Annotated in this window: 17 protein-coding genes; 6 read left to right on the plus strand and 11 right to left on the minus strand. The window is 72.1% G+C overall.

Annotation, left to right across the window (positions count from 1 at the left end):
• Positions 1-193 precede the first annotated feature (193 nt).
• A complete protein-coding gene (locus tag GA0115242_RS21125) occupies positions 194-2,062 on the minus strand; it encodes a leucine-rich repeat domain-containing protein (RefSeq protein WP_093830784.1) in 1,869 nt (622 codons plus the stop codon).
• A 517-nt stretch (positions 2,063-2,579) separates the two neighbouring features.
• On the opposite strand from GA0115242_RS21125, the gene GA0115242_RS21130 reads away from it, so the two are divergent.
• The 3 genes from GA0115242_RS21130 to GA0115242_RS21140 all read left to right on the plus strand — a co-directional run bounded on the left by GA0115242_RS21130 (position 2,580) and on the right by GA0115242_RS21140 (position 6,678).
• Positions 2,580-3,773 carry a cytochrome P450 gene (locus GA0115242_RS21130; protein ID WP_093830786.1) on the plus strand — a complete coding sequence of 398 codons (1,194 nt, stop codon included), beginning with the start codon at positions 2,580-2,582 and terminating at the stop codon, positions 3,771-3,773.
• A 658-nt stretch (positions 3,774-4,431) separates the two neighbouring features.
• A complete protein-coding gene (locus GA0115242_RS21135; RefSeq protein ID WP_256089490.1) occupies positions 4,432-6,105 on the plus strand; it encodes a telomere-associated protein Tap in 1,674 nt (557 codons plus the stop codon).
• 15 nt (positions 6,106-6,120) lie between these two features.
• The gene (locus GA0115242_RS21140) at positions 6,121-6,678 is read left to right on the plus strand and encodes a telomere-protecting terminal protein Tpg (RefSeq protein WP_093830788.1); all 558 of its coding nucleotides are present in this window, start codon (positions 6,121-6,123) and stop codon (positions 6,676-6,678) included.
• 42 nt (positions 6,679-6,720) lie between these two features.
• Here the strand turns inward: GA0115242_RS21140 and GA0115242_RS21145 are convergent, their stop codons facing one another.
• From GA0115242_RS21145 to GA0115242_RS21190, 10 genes are all read right to left on the minus strand, one after another.
• Complete coding sequence (locus tag GA0115242_RS21145; RefSeq protein WP_093830790.1) at positions 6,721-7,188, minus strand: NUDIX hydrolase; 468 nt, start codon at positions 7,186-7,188, stop codon at positions 6,721-6,723.
• A 106-nt stretch (positions 7,189-7,294) separates the two neighbouring features.
• Complete coding sequence (locus tag GA0115242_RS21150) at positions 7,295-7,786, minus strand: NUDIX hydrolase (protein WP_161353209.1); 492 nt, start codon at positions 7,784-7,786, stop codon at positions 7,295-7,297.
• 277 nt (positions 7,787-8,063) lie between these two features.
• Positions 8,064-9,335 carry a DegT/DnrJ/EryC1/StrS family aminotransferase gene (locus GA0115242_RS21155; RefSeq protein ID WP_093830794.1) on the minus strand — a complete coding sequence of 424 codons (1,272 nt, stop codon included), beginning with the start codon at positions 9,333-9,335 and terminating at the stop codon, positions 8,064-8,066.
• A gap of 13 nt (positions 9,336-9,348) precedes the next feature.
• The gene (locus tag GA0115242_RS21160; RefSeq protein ID WP_093830796.1) at positions 9,349-9,894 is read right to left on the minus strand and encodes an AAA family ATPase; all 546 of its coding nucleotides are present in this window, start codon (positions 9,892-9,894) and stop codon (positions 9,349-9,351) included.
• The gene (locus tag GA0115242_RS21165; RefSeq protein ID WP_141721694.1) at positions 9,891-10,910 is read right to left on the minus strand and encodes a hypothetical protein; all 1,020 of its coding nucleotides are present in this window, start codon (positions 10,908-10,910) and stop codon (positions 9,891-9,893) included. Before GA0115242_RS21165 ends, GA0115242_RS21160 begins: the two co-directional genes overlap by 4 nt.
• Complete coding sequence (locus GA0115242_RS21170) at positions 10,907-12,124, minus strand: methionine adenosyltransferase (RefSeq protein WP_202555585.1); 1,218 nt, start codon at positions 12,122-12,124, stop codon at positions 10,907-10,909. The genes GA0115242_RS21165 and GA0115242_RS21170 overlap by 4 nt, the downstream gene beginning before the upstream one ends.
• Before the next feature lie 41 nt (positions 12,125-12,165).
• Complete coding sequence (locus GA0115242_RS21175) at positions 12,166-12,969, minus strand: histidinol-phosphatase (RefSeq protein WP_093830800.1); 804 nt, start codon at positions 12,967-12,969, stop codon at positions 12,166-12,168.
• A 6-nt stretch (positions 12,970-12,975) separates the two neighbouring features.
• Positions 12,976-14,052, minus strand: a complete 1,077-nt coding sequence (locus tag GA0115242_RS21180) for an inositol-3-phosphate synthase (RefSeq protein WP_093830802.1) — start codon at positions 14,050-14,052, stop codon at positions 12,976-12,978.
• A 57-nt stretch (positions 14,053-14,109) separates the two neighbouring features.
• Complete coding sequence (locus tag GA0115242_RS21185) at positions 14,110-14,880, minus strand: SDR family NAD(P)-dependent oxidoreductase (RefSeq protein WP_093830804.1); 771 nt, start codon at positions 14,878-14,880, stop codon at positions 14,110-14,112.
• Between the two features lie 253 nt (positions 14,881-15,133).
• Entirely contained in the window at positions 15,134-16,195 is a 1,062-nt protein-coding gene (locus GA0115242_RS21190; RefSeq protein ID WP_093830806.1) for an aldo/keto reductase, read from the minus strand.
• A 463-nt stretch (positions 16,196-16,658) separates the two neighbouring features.
• Here GA0115242_RS21190 and GA0115242_RS40810 point away from each other — a divergent pair, with 463 nt between their 5' ends.
• The 3 genes from GA0115242_RS40810 to GA0115242_RS21200 are packed head-to-tail and all read left to right on the plus strand — an operon-like array spanning position 16,659 to position 18,858.
• Complete coding sequence (locus tag GA0115242_RS40810) at positions 16,659-17,393, plus strand: hypothetical protein (protein WP_161353211.1); 735 nt, start codon at positions 16,659-16,661, stop codon at positions 17,391-17,393.
• A complete protein-coding gene (locus tag GA0115242_RS40815; protein ID WP_161353213.1) occupies positions 17,390-18,187 on the plus strand; it encodes a class I SAM-dependent DNA methyltransferase in 798 nt (265 codons plus the stop codon). Before GA0115242_RS40810 ends, GA0115242_RS40815 begins: the two co-directional genes overlap by 4 nt.
• 26 nt (positions 18,188-18,213) lie before the next feature.
• Entirely contained in the window at positions 18,214-18,858 is a 645-nt protein-coding gene (locus tag GA0115242_RS21200; protein ID WP_093830808.1) for a hypothetical protein, read from the plus strand.
• Positions 18,859-18,886 lie beyond the last annotated feature (28 nt).

An 18,886-nucleotide genomic window follows, 5' to 3' on the forward strand; every position in this document is an offset into this window, starting at 1 on the left:
CGGGTCGGCCGGAGGACGCCCTCTCCCGGGCCGTGACAGGCCCCCGCGTGACACAGGGGCCCCGCCGCAGCGGACCATCCGCCGCGGCGGGGCCCCTCCGCGTGCCCGGCCCCTGCGCACCCGGACCCCCTTGCACCCGGACCCCCGCGCACCCGGCCCCCACTCACCCGGAGTGAGCCCCCGTTCCGTCGGGTCAGCGCTGGTCGATCGCGAGACCGCGCTCCGCGAGTTCCGTCAGGACGGGATCCCGTCGGCCCCGCAGGATGTCCCCGTTCATCTGGAGGGACTTGTCGAGACGCTCCAGCGCCTTCATGTCGAGCAGCGGCCCGAGTTCGGAGAGCGACTGGAGGCTGCCGAAGAACAGCCCCGAGAGGTCGGGCAGGCCGACCAGGGCGCTGATGTCCGTCACCTCGTCCAGGTGTGCCAGGCGCAGGGACTCCAGCGCGGTGAACCCGGCCAGCGGTGACATGTCCCGCCAGTCCGGCCCGTACAGACGCAGCCGGGTCAGGGACGGCAGCACGGGGAAGCCGCTCAGCCGGGGGAGCGACTCCACGTCCAGGGCGCGCAGACCGGCGCACTCCTCCAGGACGTCGAGGGAGATCAGGGAGGGCAGGCCGCGCAGGGTCAGCTCGCGGACCGGGGTCCCGGCCAGCCCGCCGATGTCGATGAGCCGGGGGCAGCCGCGCACGTCGACCGAGTCGAGCGACTGCAGGCCGTCGAGGCGGCCGAGGTCGGTCAGCGCGGGCAGATCGCTCAGCTCCAGCTCCGCCAGCGCGGACGGGTCCAGCAGCTCGCCCGGTGAGCCGAGACTTCCGGTGGCGCTGACGGAGAGCTTCTCCACGGTGGAGCGGGCGCCGAGGCCGGTGAGGTCGAGGAGCCCGGTGCAGCGGGTGAGGCCGAGTTCGCGCAGCCGGGGGAGGGGCGCGAAGGGGGAGAGGTCGCGGACCAGGTCCAGGCCGTCCAGCCGGAGCCGGGTGAGGGAGGCGAGCTGCGCCAGGTGCGAGAAGTCGCCCAGCTCGGGGCAGCCCTCGAAGGTGATCTCCACCAGCGACGGAAGCGTCCCGGCGCCCGCGGCGGAGGCGAGGTGCTCGCAGTCCGCGATCCGCAGCTCGGTCAGGTCCGTCAGGACGGAGAGGCCGCGCAGGTCGCGCAGGTCGGCACAGCCCTTGACGGTGAGCGCCGTGAGCCCGGGGTGACGGCCGAGCCCGGCGAAGGACTCGAAGCGCGGGCAGTCCTCGACGACCAGTTCGGAGAGCGCGGTCGCCGCGGCGAGGCCGTTCAGGTCACGGAGCTGCTTGCAGCTCGCCAGGCGCAGGACGGCGAGCGCGGGCACGTCCGTCAGGCCGGACAGGTCGCGGACGGCGGTCCAGCTCAGGTCGAGGTGGGTGAGACGGGTCAGACGGGAGAGCTGCGCCGGTGACTTGAAGGACCGGCAGCCGCGCAGGTCGAGCCGCTCCAGCAGCGGGAAGGCGGTGGCGAAGCCGTCCGCGGAGGTGACGCGGGTGAGGCTGAGGTCGAGGTCGCGCAGGTGGCCGAGGGCGAGCAGGGGCGTGATGTCCGCGACCGGACGGCAGCGGTGCAGGCTGAGGCGGGTGAGCTGGGTGAGGCCGCCGAGCGGGGTCAGATCCTCGACGCCCGCGCAGCCGTTGAGGTCGAGGGTGCGCAGCTCGGTGAGCGCGCCGACGTCCGTGAGGTCGGATATCTCCTTGGAGCGTTCCACCGTCAGCGAGCGCAGCATGGTGAGGTGGCGCAGGCCGGTCAGCGAGGTCATCCGACGCAGGGTCAGGTCGGTGCGGCCGGTCCGGCGGAAGGCGGGCGCGAGCAGGTCCGCGGCGAAGGCGTCCGGGTCGGTGGCCGTCGGCCACAGCCGCAGCAGCGTCTCCGGGGCGAGCTTGGCGACCGGCTCCAGGCGGGCGGCCAGTCGCATCGCGGCGCCGTCGTCGACGACGGACACCAACTCCCGTACCGCCTTGCGGGCTTGCGTGGGTGTCGCCTTGTCGAGCAGCGCCGAGTGGGCCGCCACGAGATCGTCCGGCCGTGCGCCGTCGGTGATCGAGGTCATGGTCGGCACCCTAGGGGAGGGGTCTGACAATCGCCGGTGGAGACGTCCCGACGGACGGCCGCGCGCGGCAACGCCGGTGCCGGTGGCGGACGTTGGGGCGCGCGGCGGTCTCCGCCCGCGCCCGGGACGGGGATCGGTTGGGCCCGTCGAGGACGGCGTCACCGACCGTGTCCCGCCGTGCGGCGGCGGCGCGGACGCCGTCCTGCGCGAAGGCGATGGGCCCTCCCGTGCCGCGTCCCCGGATCTTCAGTGGTCCGCGACGGCTCATGCCCCCACCGTCCGCCCCAGGAAAGGCCGTTCGGGTCGGCGCGCATCACGCGGCCGGTGTTTCACCCGCGCGGTCGCGGGGCAGGAGCGACCGACCGCACAGAGGAGACCCGGCCCCGGGATCCCGGGACACGCGCTCCTCACCGACGCGAGGGACCGCTGTGGCGCGAGAGATCTCCGGGGCCGGCCCGGGGCCGCGCGCTGCCGGTGCCGGAAGCCGCGGCGTCCCCGCCCCTCCCCTGGAGAACCGTTGCCCCACATACCCACAAGCGACGTCGACCTCTACTCCGAGTCGGCGCGCGCCGATCCCTACGCCCTCTACAGCCGGCTGCGGGAACTGGGTCCCGTCGTCCACCTGTCGCGCTACGGCCTCTACGCGCTGCCCCGCTACGAGGAGGTCCGGTCCGCGCTCATGGACTGGCGGACGTTCTCGTCGGCGCGCGGCGTCTTCGTGGACCCGGACGTCAACGCCCGCCTCGAAGGCATCACCCTGTGCAGCGACCCGCCCGAGCACACGGCGATGCGCGCGGTGCTGGGGCGTCCGCTGCGTCCCGACCGGATGCGCGAGGTGGACCCGCGGATCGCGGCCGAGGCCGACGAGGTCGTCGACAGAGTCGTCGGCATGGGCCGCTTCGAGGTCGTCTCCGAACTGGCGGAACACCTCCCCATGACCGTCGTCTCCGACCTGGTCGGGCTCCCCGACCACGGACGCGAGAAGATGCTGGAGTGGGCCGCGGCCATCTGGGACACCCAGGGCCCCGCCGACGGTCGCGCGGCCGCGGCCGGACCCGTCGTCGAGGAGTTCATGGCCTTCGCGACGACGGACGCCGTACCGGGGAAGATCACCCCCGACGGCTGGGCGGCACAGCTCTACCAGGCCGCCGACCGGGGCGAGATACCCCATGGGAAGTGTCCCGTGATGATGCTGGACTACGTCACCCCCAGCCTCGACACGACGATCCTCGCCATCACCAACGCCGTCTCGCTCTTCGCCCGCCACCCGGACCAGTGGGAACTGCTGCGCGCCGACCGCTCGTTGATCCCGCACGCGATCAACGAGTCGCTGCGCCTTGAGACTCCGGTGCCGCAGTTCAGCCGGGTGCTCACCGAGGACCACGAGGTCGGCGGGGTCCCCCTCGCCGCGGGCTCCCGGGTCGCGCTGCTCTACGCCTCCGCCAACCGCGACGAGCGCCACTACCCGGACCCCACCCGCTTCGACATCACCCGCCGCCCCTCGGACCACCTCGCCTTCGGACGCGGCGAACACGTCTGCGTCGGCATGCACCTCGCCCGCCTGGAGATGACCGCGCTCCTGGAACGCCTGGCCGACCGGGTCGCCCGCTTCGAGATCGTCGAGTCCCGCCCGCTGATCAACAACGGCCTGCGCGGCATCGACTACCTGGACGTGACGGTGGAGGCCGCGCCGGAGGTGGCGACGCGCTGACGGGCCCTTCGGCACGCCGGGAGCGATCCGTACGGTAACTGGGCGGTCGAAGCACGGGGACCGTACGGTTCGCGGGTTAGAGTGCCGTCCGGAGGTGATCCATGTCCGAGATGTTCGACGCGGTCGACGCGCTGGTCGCGTCCCGGGCCGCGCTGCCGTCGGCGGAGGAGCGCAAGCGGCTGCGGGTCGCGCACGGACTGACGCTGGACGACGTCGCGGGCGCCCTGAAGGTACGGCGGGCCACGGTGTCCGCCTGGGAGTCGGTCAAGAAGCCGACCGAGCCGCGCGGCCCGGAACGTGAGGCGTACGCACGGCTGCTCAGGCAGCTCGCCGAGCTGTATCCGGCACCCGCCCCCGCGCCCCCCGGCCCCCGGCCCCCGCGGAGGCCGCGGACGCGGATGCCCGGAGCGCGGCGCCCACCGTCCCCGAGCAGCCCCAGGACCCCGTCCCCGCTCAGGGCGCCGCCGCTCCGGACGCCGCCGACCCCGTCACCCCCGCTCCCGACACCGCGTCGCGTCCCGCGCGTGACGCCGAGCCCTCGCCGTCGCGGCGCCCGGGGGCGCGCGGGGCGGACCCGGGCGGTGCCTCCGCGGGTGGGGCCGATCCGCGGTTCCCCAACGGGCCGCTCGCCGTCGTCGACGTCGACCCGGACGGACAGGTGCTGGCGTTCTGCCCCGGCGGGCTGGTCCTGGAGGTGCCCGCCAGGAGCGTCGCGGCCCTGGTCGAGTGGGCGCTGCGGGAGGCCGGGCTCGGACAGCCGAGGCTCGCCGGGCCGGGCAAGGACGCCGACCCGCTGCTCGTGCTCACCGAGGCGGCCCTGGAGCGGTACGGCCTCCCGGCCGCCCTCACCGACGAGGAGCGGCTCGCCGGACGCCTCCCGGAGAGCCACAAGGTCGTCAGGCAACTGGCGCGCGCGCAGTGGAAGCTGACGAAACGGGGCTTCGGGCCCTGGGCGCGCATCTACCGGCCCGCGACCGGCTCGGAGCGGGCCTGTGTGCAGCTCTGCGTCCCGTCCTGGCACGCGCTCGACGCCCGGCACTGGGGCGCGGCGGCGCAGCTTCCGCCGGGCGGGCTCGCCCGCGTCCTGGGCGTGTACGCGTCGCGGGTGATGACACCGCGCGGCTCCACCGCCGTGACCGGCCTCGAACTGATGACCGCCCTCCACCCGCCCACCCGGGCCTCCGCCCCCGGCGCCGACGGCAGGCGGCACTCCGAGCACAACCCCGGCAGCCTCGGCAAGGACCCGGTCGACCCGGCGCCCTGCGAGGCCCCCGACGGCCACCCCGTCCTGCGGGACCTGCCCCGCTTCCACGTGCGCGGCCCGGCCGAGAAGCTGTTCGAGGAGGCGTACGACTGGGCGCGGCCGATGACCGACGCCGAGTGCACCCTCCGTCACCTGGTCGGCATCGACGTCAACATGGCGTTCGCGGCCGGTGCCAACGGTCTGCCCGTCGGACTCGGCCCCGCGACCCGCGTCGAGGCCCCGGCCTTCGACCCCAAGCTGCCCGGAAGCTGGCTGGTGGACCTGTCCCACGTCGACCTGTCCCGCGTGAAGGCGGGCAAGGAGTGGGTGACGCTCGACGGCTCCCTGCTGCCCTCCCCGTTCACCCCGAAGGGGGAGCGGCCCGAGGGACCCGCCTGGTACGCCACGCCGACCGTCGCGTACGCGGTGGAACTCGGCTACGAGGTGCGTCCGCTGGAGGCGTGGGTGCGGCACGACAGCGGCCGCTATCTGGACGGCTGGTACAACCGCCTGCGCGACGCCTACCTCGCCACGATGGCCGACCTCGGCGTCACCGCCGACCTGCCGCCGGAGGCGTTCCTCGCCGCGATGGACGGCCACCGGGACCGCGACCCGGAACTCGCGATCGTCGTCGCGGCCGTCAAGGCGACGGTCAAGGGCGGTCTCGGCAAGCTGCGCGAGCGCCCGCGCGGGGAGGGCTGGCGGCCCGGCGAGCCCTGGCGCGCGCTGGCCCGTCCGACGTGGCGGCCGGACATCCGCGCGGCCGTCATCTCCCGCACCCGCGTCAACCTGCACCGCAAGATCGTCAAGCATGCCGCGTTCACCGGGCAGTACCCGGTCGCCGTGCTGTCCGACTGCGTCGTCTACGCCGCGGCCGGGACCTCGCCGCTGGACTTCCTGCCCTACCGGGAGGGCAAGGCGCTGCCCGGCGGCTTCAGACTCGGCGTCAACCCCGGCCTCGTCAAGCACGAGGGCACCCAGTCCGTCCTGTGGGGCGAGGAGGTCCGGGAGCGGTTCGACGCGCCGGAACTCAACCTCGCCCGCTACATCAAGGACGGCACCGTCACCGACGCCGACAACGGCGAGTAGCGAGGAGAACAGGCCATGAGCATGTTCGGGGACGGCCTGGACGCCGCCGTGCAGAAGGCGTTCACGCGCCCCGCGCCCAAGACCGCGGGCCCGCAGATGCGCTACCTGGTCAAGCAGTTGGGCGGCACCAGGGCGGTCGCCCGGATGCTGCGGGTCTCCCAGCGCACCGTCGAACGGTACGTCAAGGACCAGATCAGGAAGCCGCGCCCGGACCTTGCCGCGCGCCTGGAGCGCGAGGTGAAGAAGCGGTGGCAGCCGCAGGTCAGGGCCAGGGCGCGGCAGAAGGCGGCGACCGTCAGCGGCATCGTCCTGGACGCCCGCGCCCGCATGGGCTACACCGCCCCGATCGGATCCACGGACCAGGACCGCGTCCGGCACCTCACCGTCGCCCTGCCCCCGCAGTACGCCGCCCGTCTCTTCGACGCCCAGGAGCAGGGCGCGGGTGACGCCCGCCTCCGCGAGATCGCGGCCGAGGCGCTCAAGAAGGTGTACTTCCAGGACGGCGGCCGCCGCGCCGGGAGCCTGGAGGAGGTCCGCTTCACCGACGTCGAACACCTGGAGTTCGAGCTGTAGGGAGCGGCTCTCCCGGTTCCGGCGCGACCGCCGCCGGGACGGTCAGTACCGGACCAGGTCCCCGACCGGGACCTGCGGGACGTGGCCGGTCGCCGGGGTGGTGCGGGCCAGCGCGATGCCGACGTCGACCAGGGACGACCGGCCCAGCGCGGCCACGTCCTCGAACGGCGTCCACACGGACTCCGCGGTCTCGCCGTTGGGCTCGGGCCGCATCTCACCGCCCGTGATCCGCACCTGGTAGAAGATGCCGATGTTCTGGTGCGTCACGCCCGCGCGCGCGAACTCCGCCGGGATCACCCGCGAGTCGACCCCGAGCAGCCGCTCGACCACCGACTCGCAGCCGGTCTCCTCCGCCACCTCCCGGATCACCGCGTCGAACGGATCCTCGGTGTGCTCCACGCGGCCGCCCGGGAGGGTCCAGGTGCTCTCCCCGTCGGACCCCACGTGACGGGCGAGCAGGACGCGGTCGTTCTCTACACACACGGCATACGCCGCGAGCCGGAAGCTCATGTCTGTACCTTATCGAAATGTCGATTGCCGGTTCCCCGCGCGTTTTTCGCACGGGGATTCACGCACGGAGTCGAAATCGCGGTGTGCACCGGATTCCGCGGAATGCCTAGGAAATGCGGACAGGAGCCTCGGGGGGTCCTTGTTCCAGCACGGCCCGCGCGAGAGCGACGAACTCCGGCGGCCGTACCACCTCGGCCGAGGCCGACAACTCCGCCAGCGGCCACCACCGGGTCTCCTTGATGACCCCGCGCTCGTTCTCGGTGAGGAAAGCGCGGGAAGTCTCGCGCTCCTCGGTGCGGCAGAGGAAATACCGCTCGTGGCTGAGCACCCGCCCCTGCTTCGGCAGGTGCAGCTCCAGCTCGCGGAGCCACAGCTCCGGGCCGATCGTCACCTCCGTGATGCCGGTCTCCTCGTGCAACTCCCTTGCCAGCGCCGCCTCGACGCTCTCGCCGTCCTTCACGCCACCGCCGGGGGTCACCCAGTAGTGCAGGAGGTGCGGGTTGGCCGGATCGACCGGCTCCGTGTCCTCCGCGCGCAACAGGAGGACCTCGTCCCGGTCATTGAGCACCAGCCCGCGCGCGGAGCGCCGTACACGCATGATCGACCCATCTGTCTCGAATCCGAACCGTGAACTCCCGCGGTCCCCGCAAGGAAGCCGGGGGAGCGAGCGCGGAGGAACGGCCCGCGCCGACGACGCGATGCCGTGCCCCTTGTGTGCAGCATGAATCGAAACGCCGGAGAATGCGTCGTCCGCGGCCTGTTCCGTCACGCGTTCACGTACCGCGGGTTGTCGCCCGCGGCGAGGGGCTTCACCCCGTCCCGCCTTCCCGACATCATGGCGGCTCGACGTCAGCATGGGAAATTCCGCGCCGCCCTCACGTCCCGACCGCGCCCTTCTTGCGCAGTTCCTCCGCCCCGGCCGCCACTTTGCGGAACGCCTCCGCGAACCCCGCGAGCACGTCCGCCGGCAGGGCCTGCGCGGGGACCGGCAGCCGCCACGCCGACGCCACGTACTCCTCGCCGCGCGGCAGTTCGCCCGCCCGGTACAGATGCCGGTCCGGATCGACGGCGAACGTCTCGACGCCCGTCTCGGCGCAGGTGAAGAAGGGCTCGCGGTGCAGGGGCGGCGACGACGGCACGGAGGCCGGAACCCCCTCCGCGCGCAGCGCCCCGACGAACACCGAACGGGGCAGCCCGCCCCACGCCGCCGGGTCGTACAGCGGCTGGTAGCTGTAGCCCGCGTGACGGGTGACATGGCTCTGGCGCGGCGCGGGGTCCAGGCCCGGGATCTCCCGCAGGATCGCGTCGTAGGCGGCGAAGGTCGCCGCGCGCAGCTCGAGGGACCGGTCGAGACGCTCCATCTGACCCAGCGCCAGCGCGGCGCCCAGAGGATGCATCCGGTAGTTGAGGCCGTAGCCGAGCTTCGCGAACGGCACCCGCCCCGGCGTGCGCACCTCCTGCTCCGAGCGGGCGGCGAAGTGGCCCAGCATCACGGCGCGTTCGTACACGTCGGTGTCGGAGGTGACGAGCATGCCGCCCTCGCCCGCGGCGACCAGCTTGCGCCCCTGGAGGCTGAACGCCGCGACGTCGCCGCGGGTGCCGACCTCCGCCCCGGCGCTCGCCGCGCCGTGCGCCTGCGAGGCGTCCTCCACCAGCCGCAGACCGTGCCGCCGCGCGAACCGCACCGCGCGCTCCATGTCGACCGGGTGCCCCGACAGGTGCGTCACCACCATCGCCCGGGTCCGCGGGGTGACGTGCCGTTCCGCGTCGGCCAGGTCGATGTTGCCCGTGTCCGGTTCCGCGTCGACGAGGACCGGCGTCGCGTTGCACGCCACGATCGGCATGACGGTGGCGAGGTAGGTGTACGTGGGCGCCAGCACCTCGTCGCCGCGCTTCAGGCCCAGCCCGAAGAAGGCGGAGTGCAGCGCCGCCGTCCCCGAACTGGTCGCGAGCGCGTACCGCTGCCCGAGGCGGGTCTCGAACGCGCCCTCCAGCTCGGCGACCAGCCCTTCGCTCGCGTCGTAGGAGATCTCGCCCCTGCGGGCCGCGTCGGCGACGCGCGCCACGTCGGCCTCGCTGACGGACGTCGCCGTCCCGAGGGGCTCGCGCACCGCGGGTTCCCCGCCGTACAGGGCCAGTTCGCTCATCGTGCGGTTCCTTTCACCTGGCGTCCACCGTCCGTAATGTCGCGACCAGGGCCTCCGCGTCCGGTCTGCGGACCCGGATCAGTTCGACGCCCAGCGGAGCAAGACGCCGGAAGAGTTCCTGGTTCGCCCTGCGCTGCGCGCGGTGCACCCGCAGCGCGTACCAGATGACCGACTCGCCGCCCAGCGCGTGCCGCCAGGACTCGGTGTTCCCAGCCGACCAGAGCGGTTCCCGGCGCCACGCGCGGGCCAGGGTCCGCCGGGCCAGCCGGGGCAGGCTCACCCGCAGCGGCGGGTCCACCCACACCACCGCGTGGGCCCGGTCGGCGTGCGCGGCGACCGCGGTGTCGTACTGGCCGTCGACGACCCACGCGTCCGCGTCGAGCAGCCGGGCGACCCGGCCGAGGAACACCTCCGGGTCCTCCTGCCGCCAGCCCGCCGCCCAGAACGGGTCGTCCAGCTCGATGTGCGGCAGGCCGAGCGAGGCCGCCAACCGCCGCGCCAGGGTGGACTTCCCCGCGCCGGGGGTGCCGATCACCCAGATGCGCACGTGTCCCGTCACGGCAGCTCCAGGCCCGTGACGAAGCGCTCCGCGTCCGCCCAGTCCAGGTCCTCGGTCAGCTCGAACAGCGGCCCCGCGTCCTTGCCCGTCCCGATGTACGGGTCGCCGGCCGCCCAGGCCACCTGGGCGGCGGAGAGACCGGCCGCGAGCAGCCGTCGCCCGAAGGCGGTCTCCTCCGGGCGGATGACGACGCCACCGCCCGAGAAGTACCGGACGATCGTGGCCATCCCCTCGACCGCGCCGGGAGAGACGTGCACCGCGTTGTGCCGGGACGAGATCCGACCGAGGCCGAGCGCCGCCGCCTCGCGCAGCAGGATGCCCTTCAGCGAGCCGGGTTCGGCCTCCAGCGGGTCGGTCGCGCCGACGAGCGTGCGCCGGATCTCCGGCAGCGGCTGGTCCGACCAGCACTCCAGCAGGGCGATCGCGCCGCCCGCCGCGGTGAAGTGCGCGACCTGCTGCGGGTGGAACGGGTTGAGGACGACCAGGTCCTCGCCGTCCACCCGGGCCCGGATCGTGTAGGTGCCCGTGCCGAGCTTGCTGACCGGCAGGTTCCGGGTCAGCAGCTCCAGCGCGAACGGGGTCATGTCGGGGCTCTCGGCGAGGAGTTCGTAGGCCCCGACCACCCGGCCCGCCCCTTCGCGATGCCCCGGGTAGGTCGCGTCGAGCCGGGCGACGGCCGCCGGGGTCAGCCCGGCGGGACCGAGCCGGGCGATGCGGTTGAGGGTCGGGTAGTGCGACTCGACCACGGCGTGCCGCGCGACGTAGGAGCCGGACAGGACCCGCACCGCCCCGACCCGCACCCCGCGTTCGGCCATGACGCCGAGCACCCGGGCGAGGGGCCGTTCGCCGTCGCCGGACGCGGGGAGCACCAGCTCGGGCTTGAGCATCACGAGGAACTGGTGCTGGGCGGGGGCCCACGACGGCGCGTACGGCCGCACCCAGGTCTCGATCTCCGCCGTGGGGTCGGCGGCGCACGCGCGGACCGCCTCGGCCGTCTCCGAAGCGAGGGCGCTCACCACATCGTTATCCCGTCGAAGACGAGGCTGCGGGTCACGTCGCCCATGGCCGCGAGCCGCTTGATCACGTGGTCGTGCGCCTGGGCCCGGTGCTCCTCGTCCAGCTCGCCGTGCACCTCGACCACCACCTCGTCCGGCTGGTCGAGGCGGGCCTCCTTGGAGGTGAAGATGTGGGTGTCCACCGGCATCCCCAGCATCTCGCCGATCTCGCGGGCGAGTTGATGGGCCAGCACGCCGTACAGCTTCCCGGTGTGGTCGAGCGGGTTCTTGCCCGCCGGTGCCTCGATGCTCATGGAACGCATCGGTGTGATCAGGCCGTTGAGCCGGTTGCCGCGGCCGACGACGCCGACGTCGCCGGTGTCCGCCACCGAGCCGAGCGCGGTCAGGTACGGCCGGTTGTTGCGGTCCGTGGGGTTGAACAGCAGGTCGGGCACCATGCCGAAGGCCGTGTCGAGGAACGCGGCGACCTGCGCCCGGCACTCGTCCTTGCGCCGCAGGTACGTCTCCATCGTGTCGATGTCGCGGGCCAGGAACGGCATGTTGACGATCATGCGGTACTCGCTGCCGCGGCGGCTGCCGAAGACCTTCACGTCCCAGCCGGTGTCGGGGTTCGCGGCCTTGAACGCGGCCCCGTTGATGAGCTGTTCGGTCTCGTACACCATCGCTTCGAGCGTGCTCAGCGGGTGGTAGCCGTGCAGCAGGTTGCAGTCGTTGGAGACCAGGCTGGTGTCACCGATCTCCGTCAGGTCCTCGGGTCCCAGCGGGCGGTAGCGCGAGCGGCCGCGCCCCGAGCCCTGGTGGTCGACGATCTCGCACCGCACGGTGAGATGGCGTTCCGGGTCGAACCCCGTGGTGACCTCGGCGAGGGTGTCGGCGGCGGCCCGGAAGAGGATCTCCTCCAGCGGGATCTCCTGGTCACCGAACCGGTAGGCGCCCTTGCCCGCGTACAGCACGGTGTAGGGCTTCGTCAGCTCGCCCTCGCCGAAGTCGATGGTGGCCTCCCCGCCGAAGAGGAGCACCTTGTCGAACCAGTGGTGCGCGACCCGGCCGAAGTGCTCGACGCAGTACCGCGCGTAGTACCGGGAGGCGCGCTCCGCTATCGCGTCGCACATCGTGTCCGGATGGCCGACGCCCTTTCTCTCCACGAGTTCGTACTGCGCATCCCCACCGCCGCTCTGCCGTACGGACGCGATGGAGACATAAGTTTCGGTCACCGGGTCTTCTCCAAGCTCGGGACGATGTGGGGGAGTTGGGGTCAGAGGGGGAGGGCTATGCGGCGGCGGCGCTCGAAGACGTACCAGCGCCGGTAGCCGAGGTCGCGCAGCGTGCGGCGGACCTCCTCGGCGTCCTCGCCGAGCCGCTCCGGGGTGTGGGCGTCCGACCCGTAGGTCACCTTGACGCCGTGGTGCGCGGCCATCTCCAGGACGGCCAGGTCGGGGTACCAGCCGCCGCACGCCTTGGTGCGGCCCGAGGTGTTGACCTCGATCACCACGTCGCACTCGGCGATCGTCCGCAGCATCCGCTCGGTCGAGGGGGTCGCCAGCTCCGACATCACCGGGCACGCGGCCTTGACGACGTCGATGTGGCCGAGGATGTCGAACAGGCCGCTGCGCGCGGAGCGGGCCACCAGGTCGCAGTACCGCTCCTTGGACCGCAGCAGGTCCTCCTCGGTCAGGCCCGCCCAGCGCTCGGGCCTGAAGAGGTCGACGCCGTCCATGACGTGCACCGACCCGATGACGTAGTCCAGTTCGTGGCCGCTCAGCGCGTCGCGGTAGAGCGCGGCGTGCTCGGGGAAGTAGTCGGACTCGACGCCGATGAGGACGCGGATGCGGTCCGCGAACTCCTCCCGCAGCCGCCGCGCCTCGGCCACGTACCGCGGGAACTCGCTCTTGGCCATGGCCACCCACGGACGGTGGCGGTCCTCGGGCTCCCCGAAGAACGGCGTGTGGTCGGAGAGGCCCAGGGTGTCCAGCCCGGCGTCGATCGCGCGCAGCACGTACTCGCGGAGCGTGCCCTGCGCGTGCCCGCAGCGCTCGTGGTGCGTGTGGAGATCGAACATCGGCGGTCAGTCCCGGGTCACGCTGTCGACGTACGCGCGGAACTGCCGTAGGCCCACGGACTCCGGGGCGCCGACGCGCGGGTTCTTGAACAGGAAGGCGCAGGCCTCGTCGACCGATCCGGCGCGGTCGTGCTCGGCGGCTGTCTTCGCGACGCGCACCGCGTTGACCAGGGTGCCGGTGGCGTTGGGGCTGTCCTCGACCTGCATCCGGATGTCCAGCGTCAGACTGGAGTTGAGGATGGAGCTGGCCTCCACGCGGATCATGCAGACCTTCTCGTCGCCGAGGTAGCGCACGAAGCCGTTGGGACCGGCCGAGACGGTGCTGGCGTCGATGCCGGCGGCGTGCAGCGCGCTGCGTTTGGTGCGCATCTTCCCGGCCGCGCGCGCGGGGTCCGCGAGGTTCAGGAAGTCGGTGTTGCCGCCGACGTTGAGCTGGTAGGTGTTGACGACGGGCAGGCCGCGCGACTGGAGCAGTTCGATCAGCGCCGTGTGCAGCGTGGTGGCGCCCAGGTGGCTGCGGAGGTCGTCGCCGAGCAGCGGCACCCCGCGGTCGGTGAACTCCGCGGCGAGCGAGGGCTCGTGGACGACCGGCTCGGGGGTCGCGTTGATGAAGGCGACCCCGGCCCGCACCGCGGCACGGGCGTAGGCCTGCACGGCCTCGGTCGCGCCGGTCGGAAGGAGACAGACCAGCACGTCGGCGCCGACCGCGGTGAGCCGCTCGGCGACGTCGTCGACCGTGGTCTCCCGGCTCGCCGGATGCGGCTCGACGACACCGACGAGGTTGCCGCCGATCCCGTCGAGCAGCGGACCCGGCTCCACGAGGACGCCCGTCGGATCGACGTCGGTGTGCGGCACCGCGGCGACCGGCGGGGTGACGACCGCCTTCGCCAGGTCGAGGCCGATCTTCCCGGTGTCGACGTCGAAGGCGGCGACGAACCGCGTGTCGCCCACCCGGTAGCCGCCGATCAGCTCGTACATGACGCCGTCGAGCGCCGTGCCGTCCCGCCGGACGAGTTCGGCCGTCTGCACGAGACTCGAAGCGCAGGAGCCTATACCCGCGAGGGCAACCCTGATTTCGCCCATGAACCCTCTCCGACCAGTGAAGAAAAATAGGGGGAAGCCGTGCCGGTCGACCGCGGGTCACATCGCCGTGTAACCGCCGTCGATCATGAGGTTCTCTCCGGTGATGAAACTGGCGTCGTCGGAGAGGAGGAACGCGATGGGGCCGGCGATCTCCTCGGGGTCGGCCACCCGCTTCAGCATGTGCCGTCCGCCGATCTCGGGGTCCGCCTCGGCCTGCTCGCGGGACATTTTCAGCACCTCGCGGTGGAAGCGCTCGTTGTTCGCGTTCCACACCGTCCCGGGATTGACGGCATTGACGCGGATGCCCTGGTCGGCGAGGTCCATGGCCAGACAGCGGGTCATGTTGGCGACGGCGGCCTTGGCGGAGTTGTAGAGGACGTATTCGGGCTGCGCGATGTGGCCGGATATCGAGGCGATGTTCACGATGGCACCGCCCTGGACGGCCATGTGCTTCGCCACGTGTTTGACGCACAGCGCCTGCCCCATGATGTTGACGTCATTGCTGCGGCGCCATTCCTCGACCGTCGCCTCCACGCCGCGCATGATGAAGACGGCCGCGCAGTTCACCAGGTAATCGATACGGCCGAAACGCAGCATGGTCTCCTCGACGGCGGCGGCCACCTGTTCCTCCACGGACACGTCCACCTGCGCGTGCCAGGCGCGACCGCCGCCCGAATTCACCTCGGCCGCGGCGGCGGGTCCGAACTCGGGGTGCATATCGGCGATCGTGACGGTGACGCCTTCCGTCACCAGCCGATCGACCACCGCCCGGCCGATGCCCTGGGCGCCGCCGGTGACGATGGCGACTTTCCCTTCCAGTCCACGCATGGGCGGGCCTCCTTGTTGCAGTTTCATGATGCTTGACGATGTCGAGGGAAAAAATTTGCCGATCTCTCCGGACGGTGTCCCCGCGGGCGGGTCCTTCCGGTGTCCCGCAGGGGCGCGCGGGAATTGCGGAAGGGCAGGGGTGTGCACGGCCGGAATTGCGGGAAGGGGCGCGCACGGGCGGTGTTTCGGGCAGCGGGTACCGCCCGTCGGGCCGTCGGCGTACCGGGCGATCCGTGCCGGTCCCGCGCGCCTCTCAGGAGCGCGCGTACTCGTGGGGAGCGGCGGCGGACGAGCCGGAACAGGCGGGTGGCGGCTCCCCGTACCCGGACCGGTCCAGCCACGCCCCGGGCGCCGGGCCGCCGGACCCGACCGGCGGGAAGAGCGCGTCGAGCCGTGCGAGGGTCTCCCCGTCGAGCGTCACCGCCAGGGCGCCGACCGACAGGTCCAACTGCTCCGCCGTCCTCGGCCCGACCAGGGGCGCCGTCACGCCGGGCCGCCCCAGCAGCCAGGCCAGCGCCATCACCGCGGGGTGCACTCCCCGCTCCGCGCACAGGGCCTCGTACCCCGCCAGCGCCCGTCTCCTGCGCGCCAGTTCACCGCTGACACGGGCGCTCGTGGAGCGGACCGCGGAGCCTGCCGCACCCCGTCCGAGCACACCGGACAGCAGTCCGCCGTGCAGGGGCGACCACGGCAGGACCCCGAGACCGAGTTCCGTCGCGGCCGGGATGACGTCGAGTTCGGCGTCCCGGGCGAGCAGGTTGTAGTGGCACTGCTCGGAGACCAGTCCGTAGTGGTGTCTGTTCTCCGCCGCGGCCTGTGCGGAGACAAGATGCCAGCCCGCGAAATTACAGGATCCGGCATAGCGCACTTTGCCCTGGGCCACGAGCGTTCCGATGGCTTCCCATATCTCCTCCCACGGGGTGGAGCGATCGACGTGATGCATCTGGTAGACGTCGATCCAGTCGGTGCGGAGTCGTTTCAGCGAGGCGTCGCACGCCTGGATGAGGCGGCGGGCGGACAGCCCCTTGTTGTTGGGTCCCTCGGCGGTCCGTCCGTACACCTTGGTGGCCAGTACCACCTTGTCCCGGCGGCCGCCGCCGCGGGCGAACCACCGTCCGATGACTGCCTCCGTCCCGCCGGGAGCAGCCTTGCGTCCATAGATGTCGGCCGTGTCGAAGAAATTGAGTCCCAGACCGAGTGCACGATCCATCATTACATGACTGTCCGACTCCGTGGTGTGTGAACCGAAGTTCATGGTGCCTAATCCAAGTCGGCTGACACTCAGTCCGGTGTGTCCGAGATGTGTGTATTCCATCAGCTCCCCACACTCATGCGCGGCTCGCGCATAAACGTTGCCCGCCGAGGCTGCCCGGTGCACTTCCAGGAGTGTCGCATTGCCTCCTTTGGCAAACAAGACCGCCAAGTCGGGAAGCCGGTCGAGGCTATCCAGCATGCGGGAGCATGGACTAGGGTATCTCGGCATCGGCGCACCGCCGACTCCCCCACGAAGGGATTTATCGGTGAGTTCGGAAGTTGCCGTCATTGTTCTGTGCACGGGTGCGGCGGCGCGGTCGGTCGTACTGGAGGTGCCGCCCGCGGTATGGCCGGTAATCGAGGGTCATCTGTCCGGATACATCGACGTGAGACCTGTCGATAAACCCCGGGATCTCTGGCGGGTCGTGCTTTCCATGGAGTCGGGCGCAATCCAGACAAGGGGTGCGCATTACGGCGATTATGATGACACTCTTGTCTGGCGGAAAATCGATGCCGAAAGGCGTTTGGTCCATCTGACCGCGGATACCGAGTCCGCCTACGCGCCCGTCCATGTCGTGCGCAACATCAGGACCCTGCTGCGCCTCGACGTGGCGCGATCCGACCCCTCCGCGATGTTCCTGCACGCGGGAATGGTCGCGTGGCACGGACACGGGATCGCGGTCCCGGGCGACAAGAGGAGCGGCAAGACGTCGACCGTCCTGGCCGCCGCGGCGGCCGGCGCGGACTTCGTCAGCAACGACGACCTCTCCCTGCACCACGGCGGCGACGGCCGCTCGGGACACGGCTGGCCGCGCTCCGTCTCCGTCCGCCTCGACACCCTCGCCCCGCTGGGCCTGACCCTGCCCACGGCCACCTCCCACCCCTCGAACCACCACCGCACCGACGCGCACCTGCTGATGCCGCACGAGATCGCCCGCATGGTCGGCTGCCGCGTCACGCCCCGGGCGCCCCTGCGGGCTGTCCTGTTCCCGTCGTTCACCGACGACGACGCGTTCGCGCTGCGGCGGCTCGACGTGAGCGAGGCCGCGCGGCGGATACAGGCCAACCTCCTCACCCCGCCGGTCAAGGACAGCGAGCTGACCGCGCGCTTCGACGCGCCGTCCGAGGAGCAACTGGCCGAGAGGGCACGGAATCTCGCCGCCGAGGTCCCCGCCTTCGCCCTCCGGCAGAGCCTCACCGGCCTGGGCGCGCGGGAGCGGCTGGCGGACCTGCTCGACGAGGTGGTGGCGGCCCGGTGAGCGAGCGGCAGACCGACGGCAGCGCGCTGCGGCACGTGAGCAACATCTACTACCGGGGTCCGCACTACGACCGGCGCTACGCCACCTACACCCACGACATCGACTTCTGGCGCGATCTCGCGCACGACACCGGGGGCCCGGTCCTCGAACTCGCCGCGGGCACCGGCAGGCTGAGCCTTCCGCTCGCCCGCCTCGGCCTCGACGTCGTCGGCCTCGACGTGGCGCCCAGCATGATCGAGCAGGCCCTCGCCAAGCGCGGCCCCACCGGACCGCCCGCCTTCCGGGTCGCGGACATGCGCTCCTTCGACCTCGGACGGCGCTTCGCCCTGGTGATGCTCGCGTGCAGCAGCGTCTGCCACCTGCTCGACGACGCGGACGCGGTGAGCTGCTTCACCGCCGTCGCGGCCCATCTGGCGCCCCACGGCGTCTTCGCGCTCGACGTCGCGACACCCGCCCACGAGGCCGCGCGGGCCGACGGCGTCCTCAAGGACCGTTTCCGCTACCCCGACCCCGCCACCGGCGCCGACATCGCGGTCCGCGGCCGCCGCCGCTACGACCCCGCGACCCGGATCCTCACCGACGACATGGACTACACCTTCACGGCCGACGGCAGGACCGAGCACGCCCACCGCACGAGCCGCATGTACACGACCGACGACCTGCGCCCCCTGCTGGCCCGCGCGGGCCTGCGCCTCACCCGGGCGTACGGCGACTTCGACCGCACCCCGCCCACGGAGGACTCGGCCACCCAGATCCTCCTGTGCGCGCACGACGCACCGTCTCCTCGTTCCTGAAGCCTTCCCGACGAGAGGAATGCGACATGCTCGACGAACTCGCCGCCTACCACGTCGACTGGTCCGACCTGGACAAGGCCCACCAGAACAACTCCGCCTTCCTCGCGGCGCTCGCGTCGGACAAGGACGCCCTGCGGCGCCTGGTCGACGGGGTCCGAACCGACCCGCTCCTGTGGGACATGTGCGAGCACAACCGCCTCTTCGACAAACTCGTCCTGCACGACGCCCCGGACCGCAACTTCCGCATCCGTCTGCACGTCTGGTCGGACATGGAGGTCGCCGCCCCGCACGACCACCGGTGGTCCTTCACCACACGGCTGCTGACCGGCGGCTACGACCACATGCTCTACCAGGTAGTCGAGGACACCTCCCAGGAGGGCGCGGCCCCCGCCTTCGAGCCCCGCTTCCGCACCACGGAACGCGCCGGTGACTCGTACACGATCCACCACGAGGTGGTCCACGCGACGACCACCCAGGCGCGCACCGTCTCGCTGCTGGTGCGCGGACCGGCGGAGAAGAGCGTGTCGCGCCGGATGGACCCGCACACCGGGAAGCTCTGGTTCGGCCTGGGCCGCAAGGACCAGACGGAGGCGGACGTCGCCAGGCGCCGGATGACGGTCGAGCAGTTCGAGGTCATCCGCGCCCAGCTCGCCGACGCCGGCCTCGTCTGAACCTCCGCCGCCTCCAGGAATCGGGCAC

The organism is Streptomyces sp. SolWspMP-5a-2 (genome assembly GCF_900091845.1).
Lineage (GTDB): Bacteria > Actinomycetota > Actinomycetes > Streptomycetales > Streptomycetaceae > Streptomyces > Streptomyces doudnae.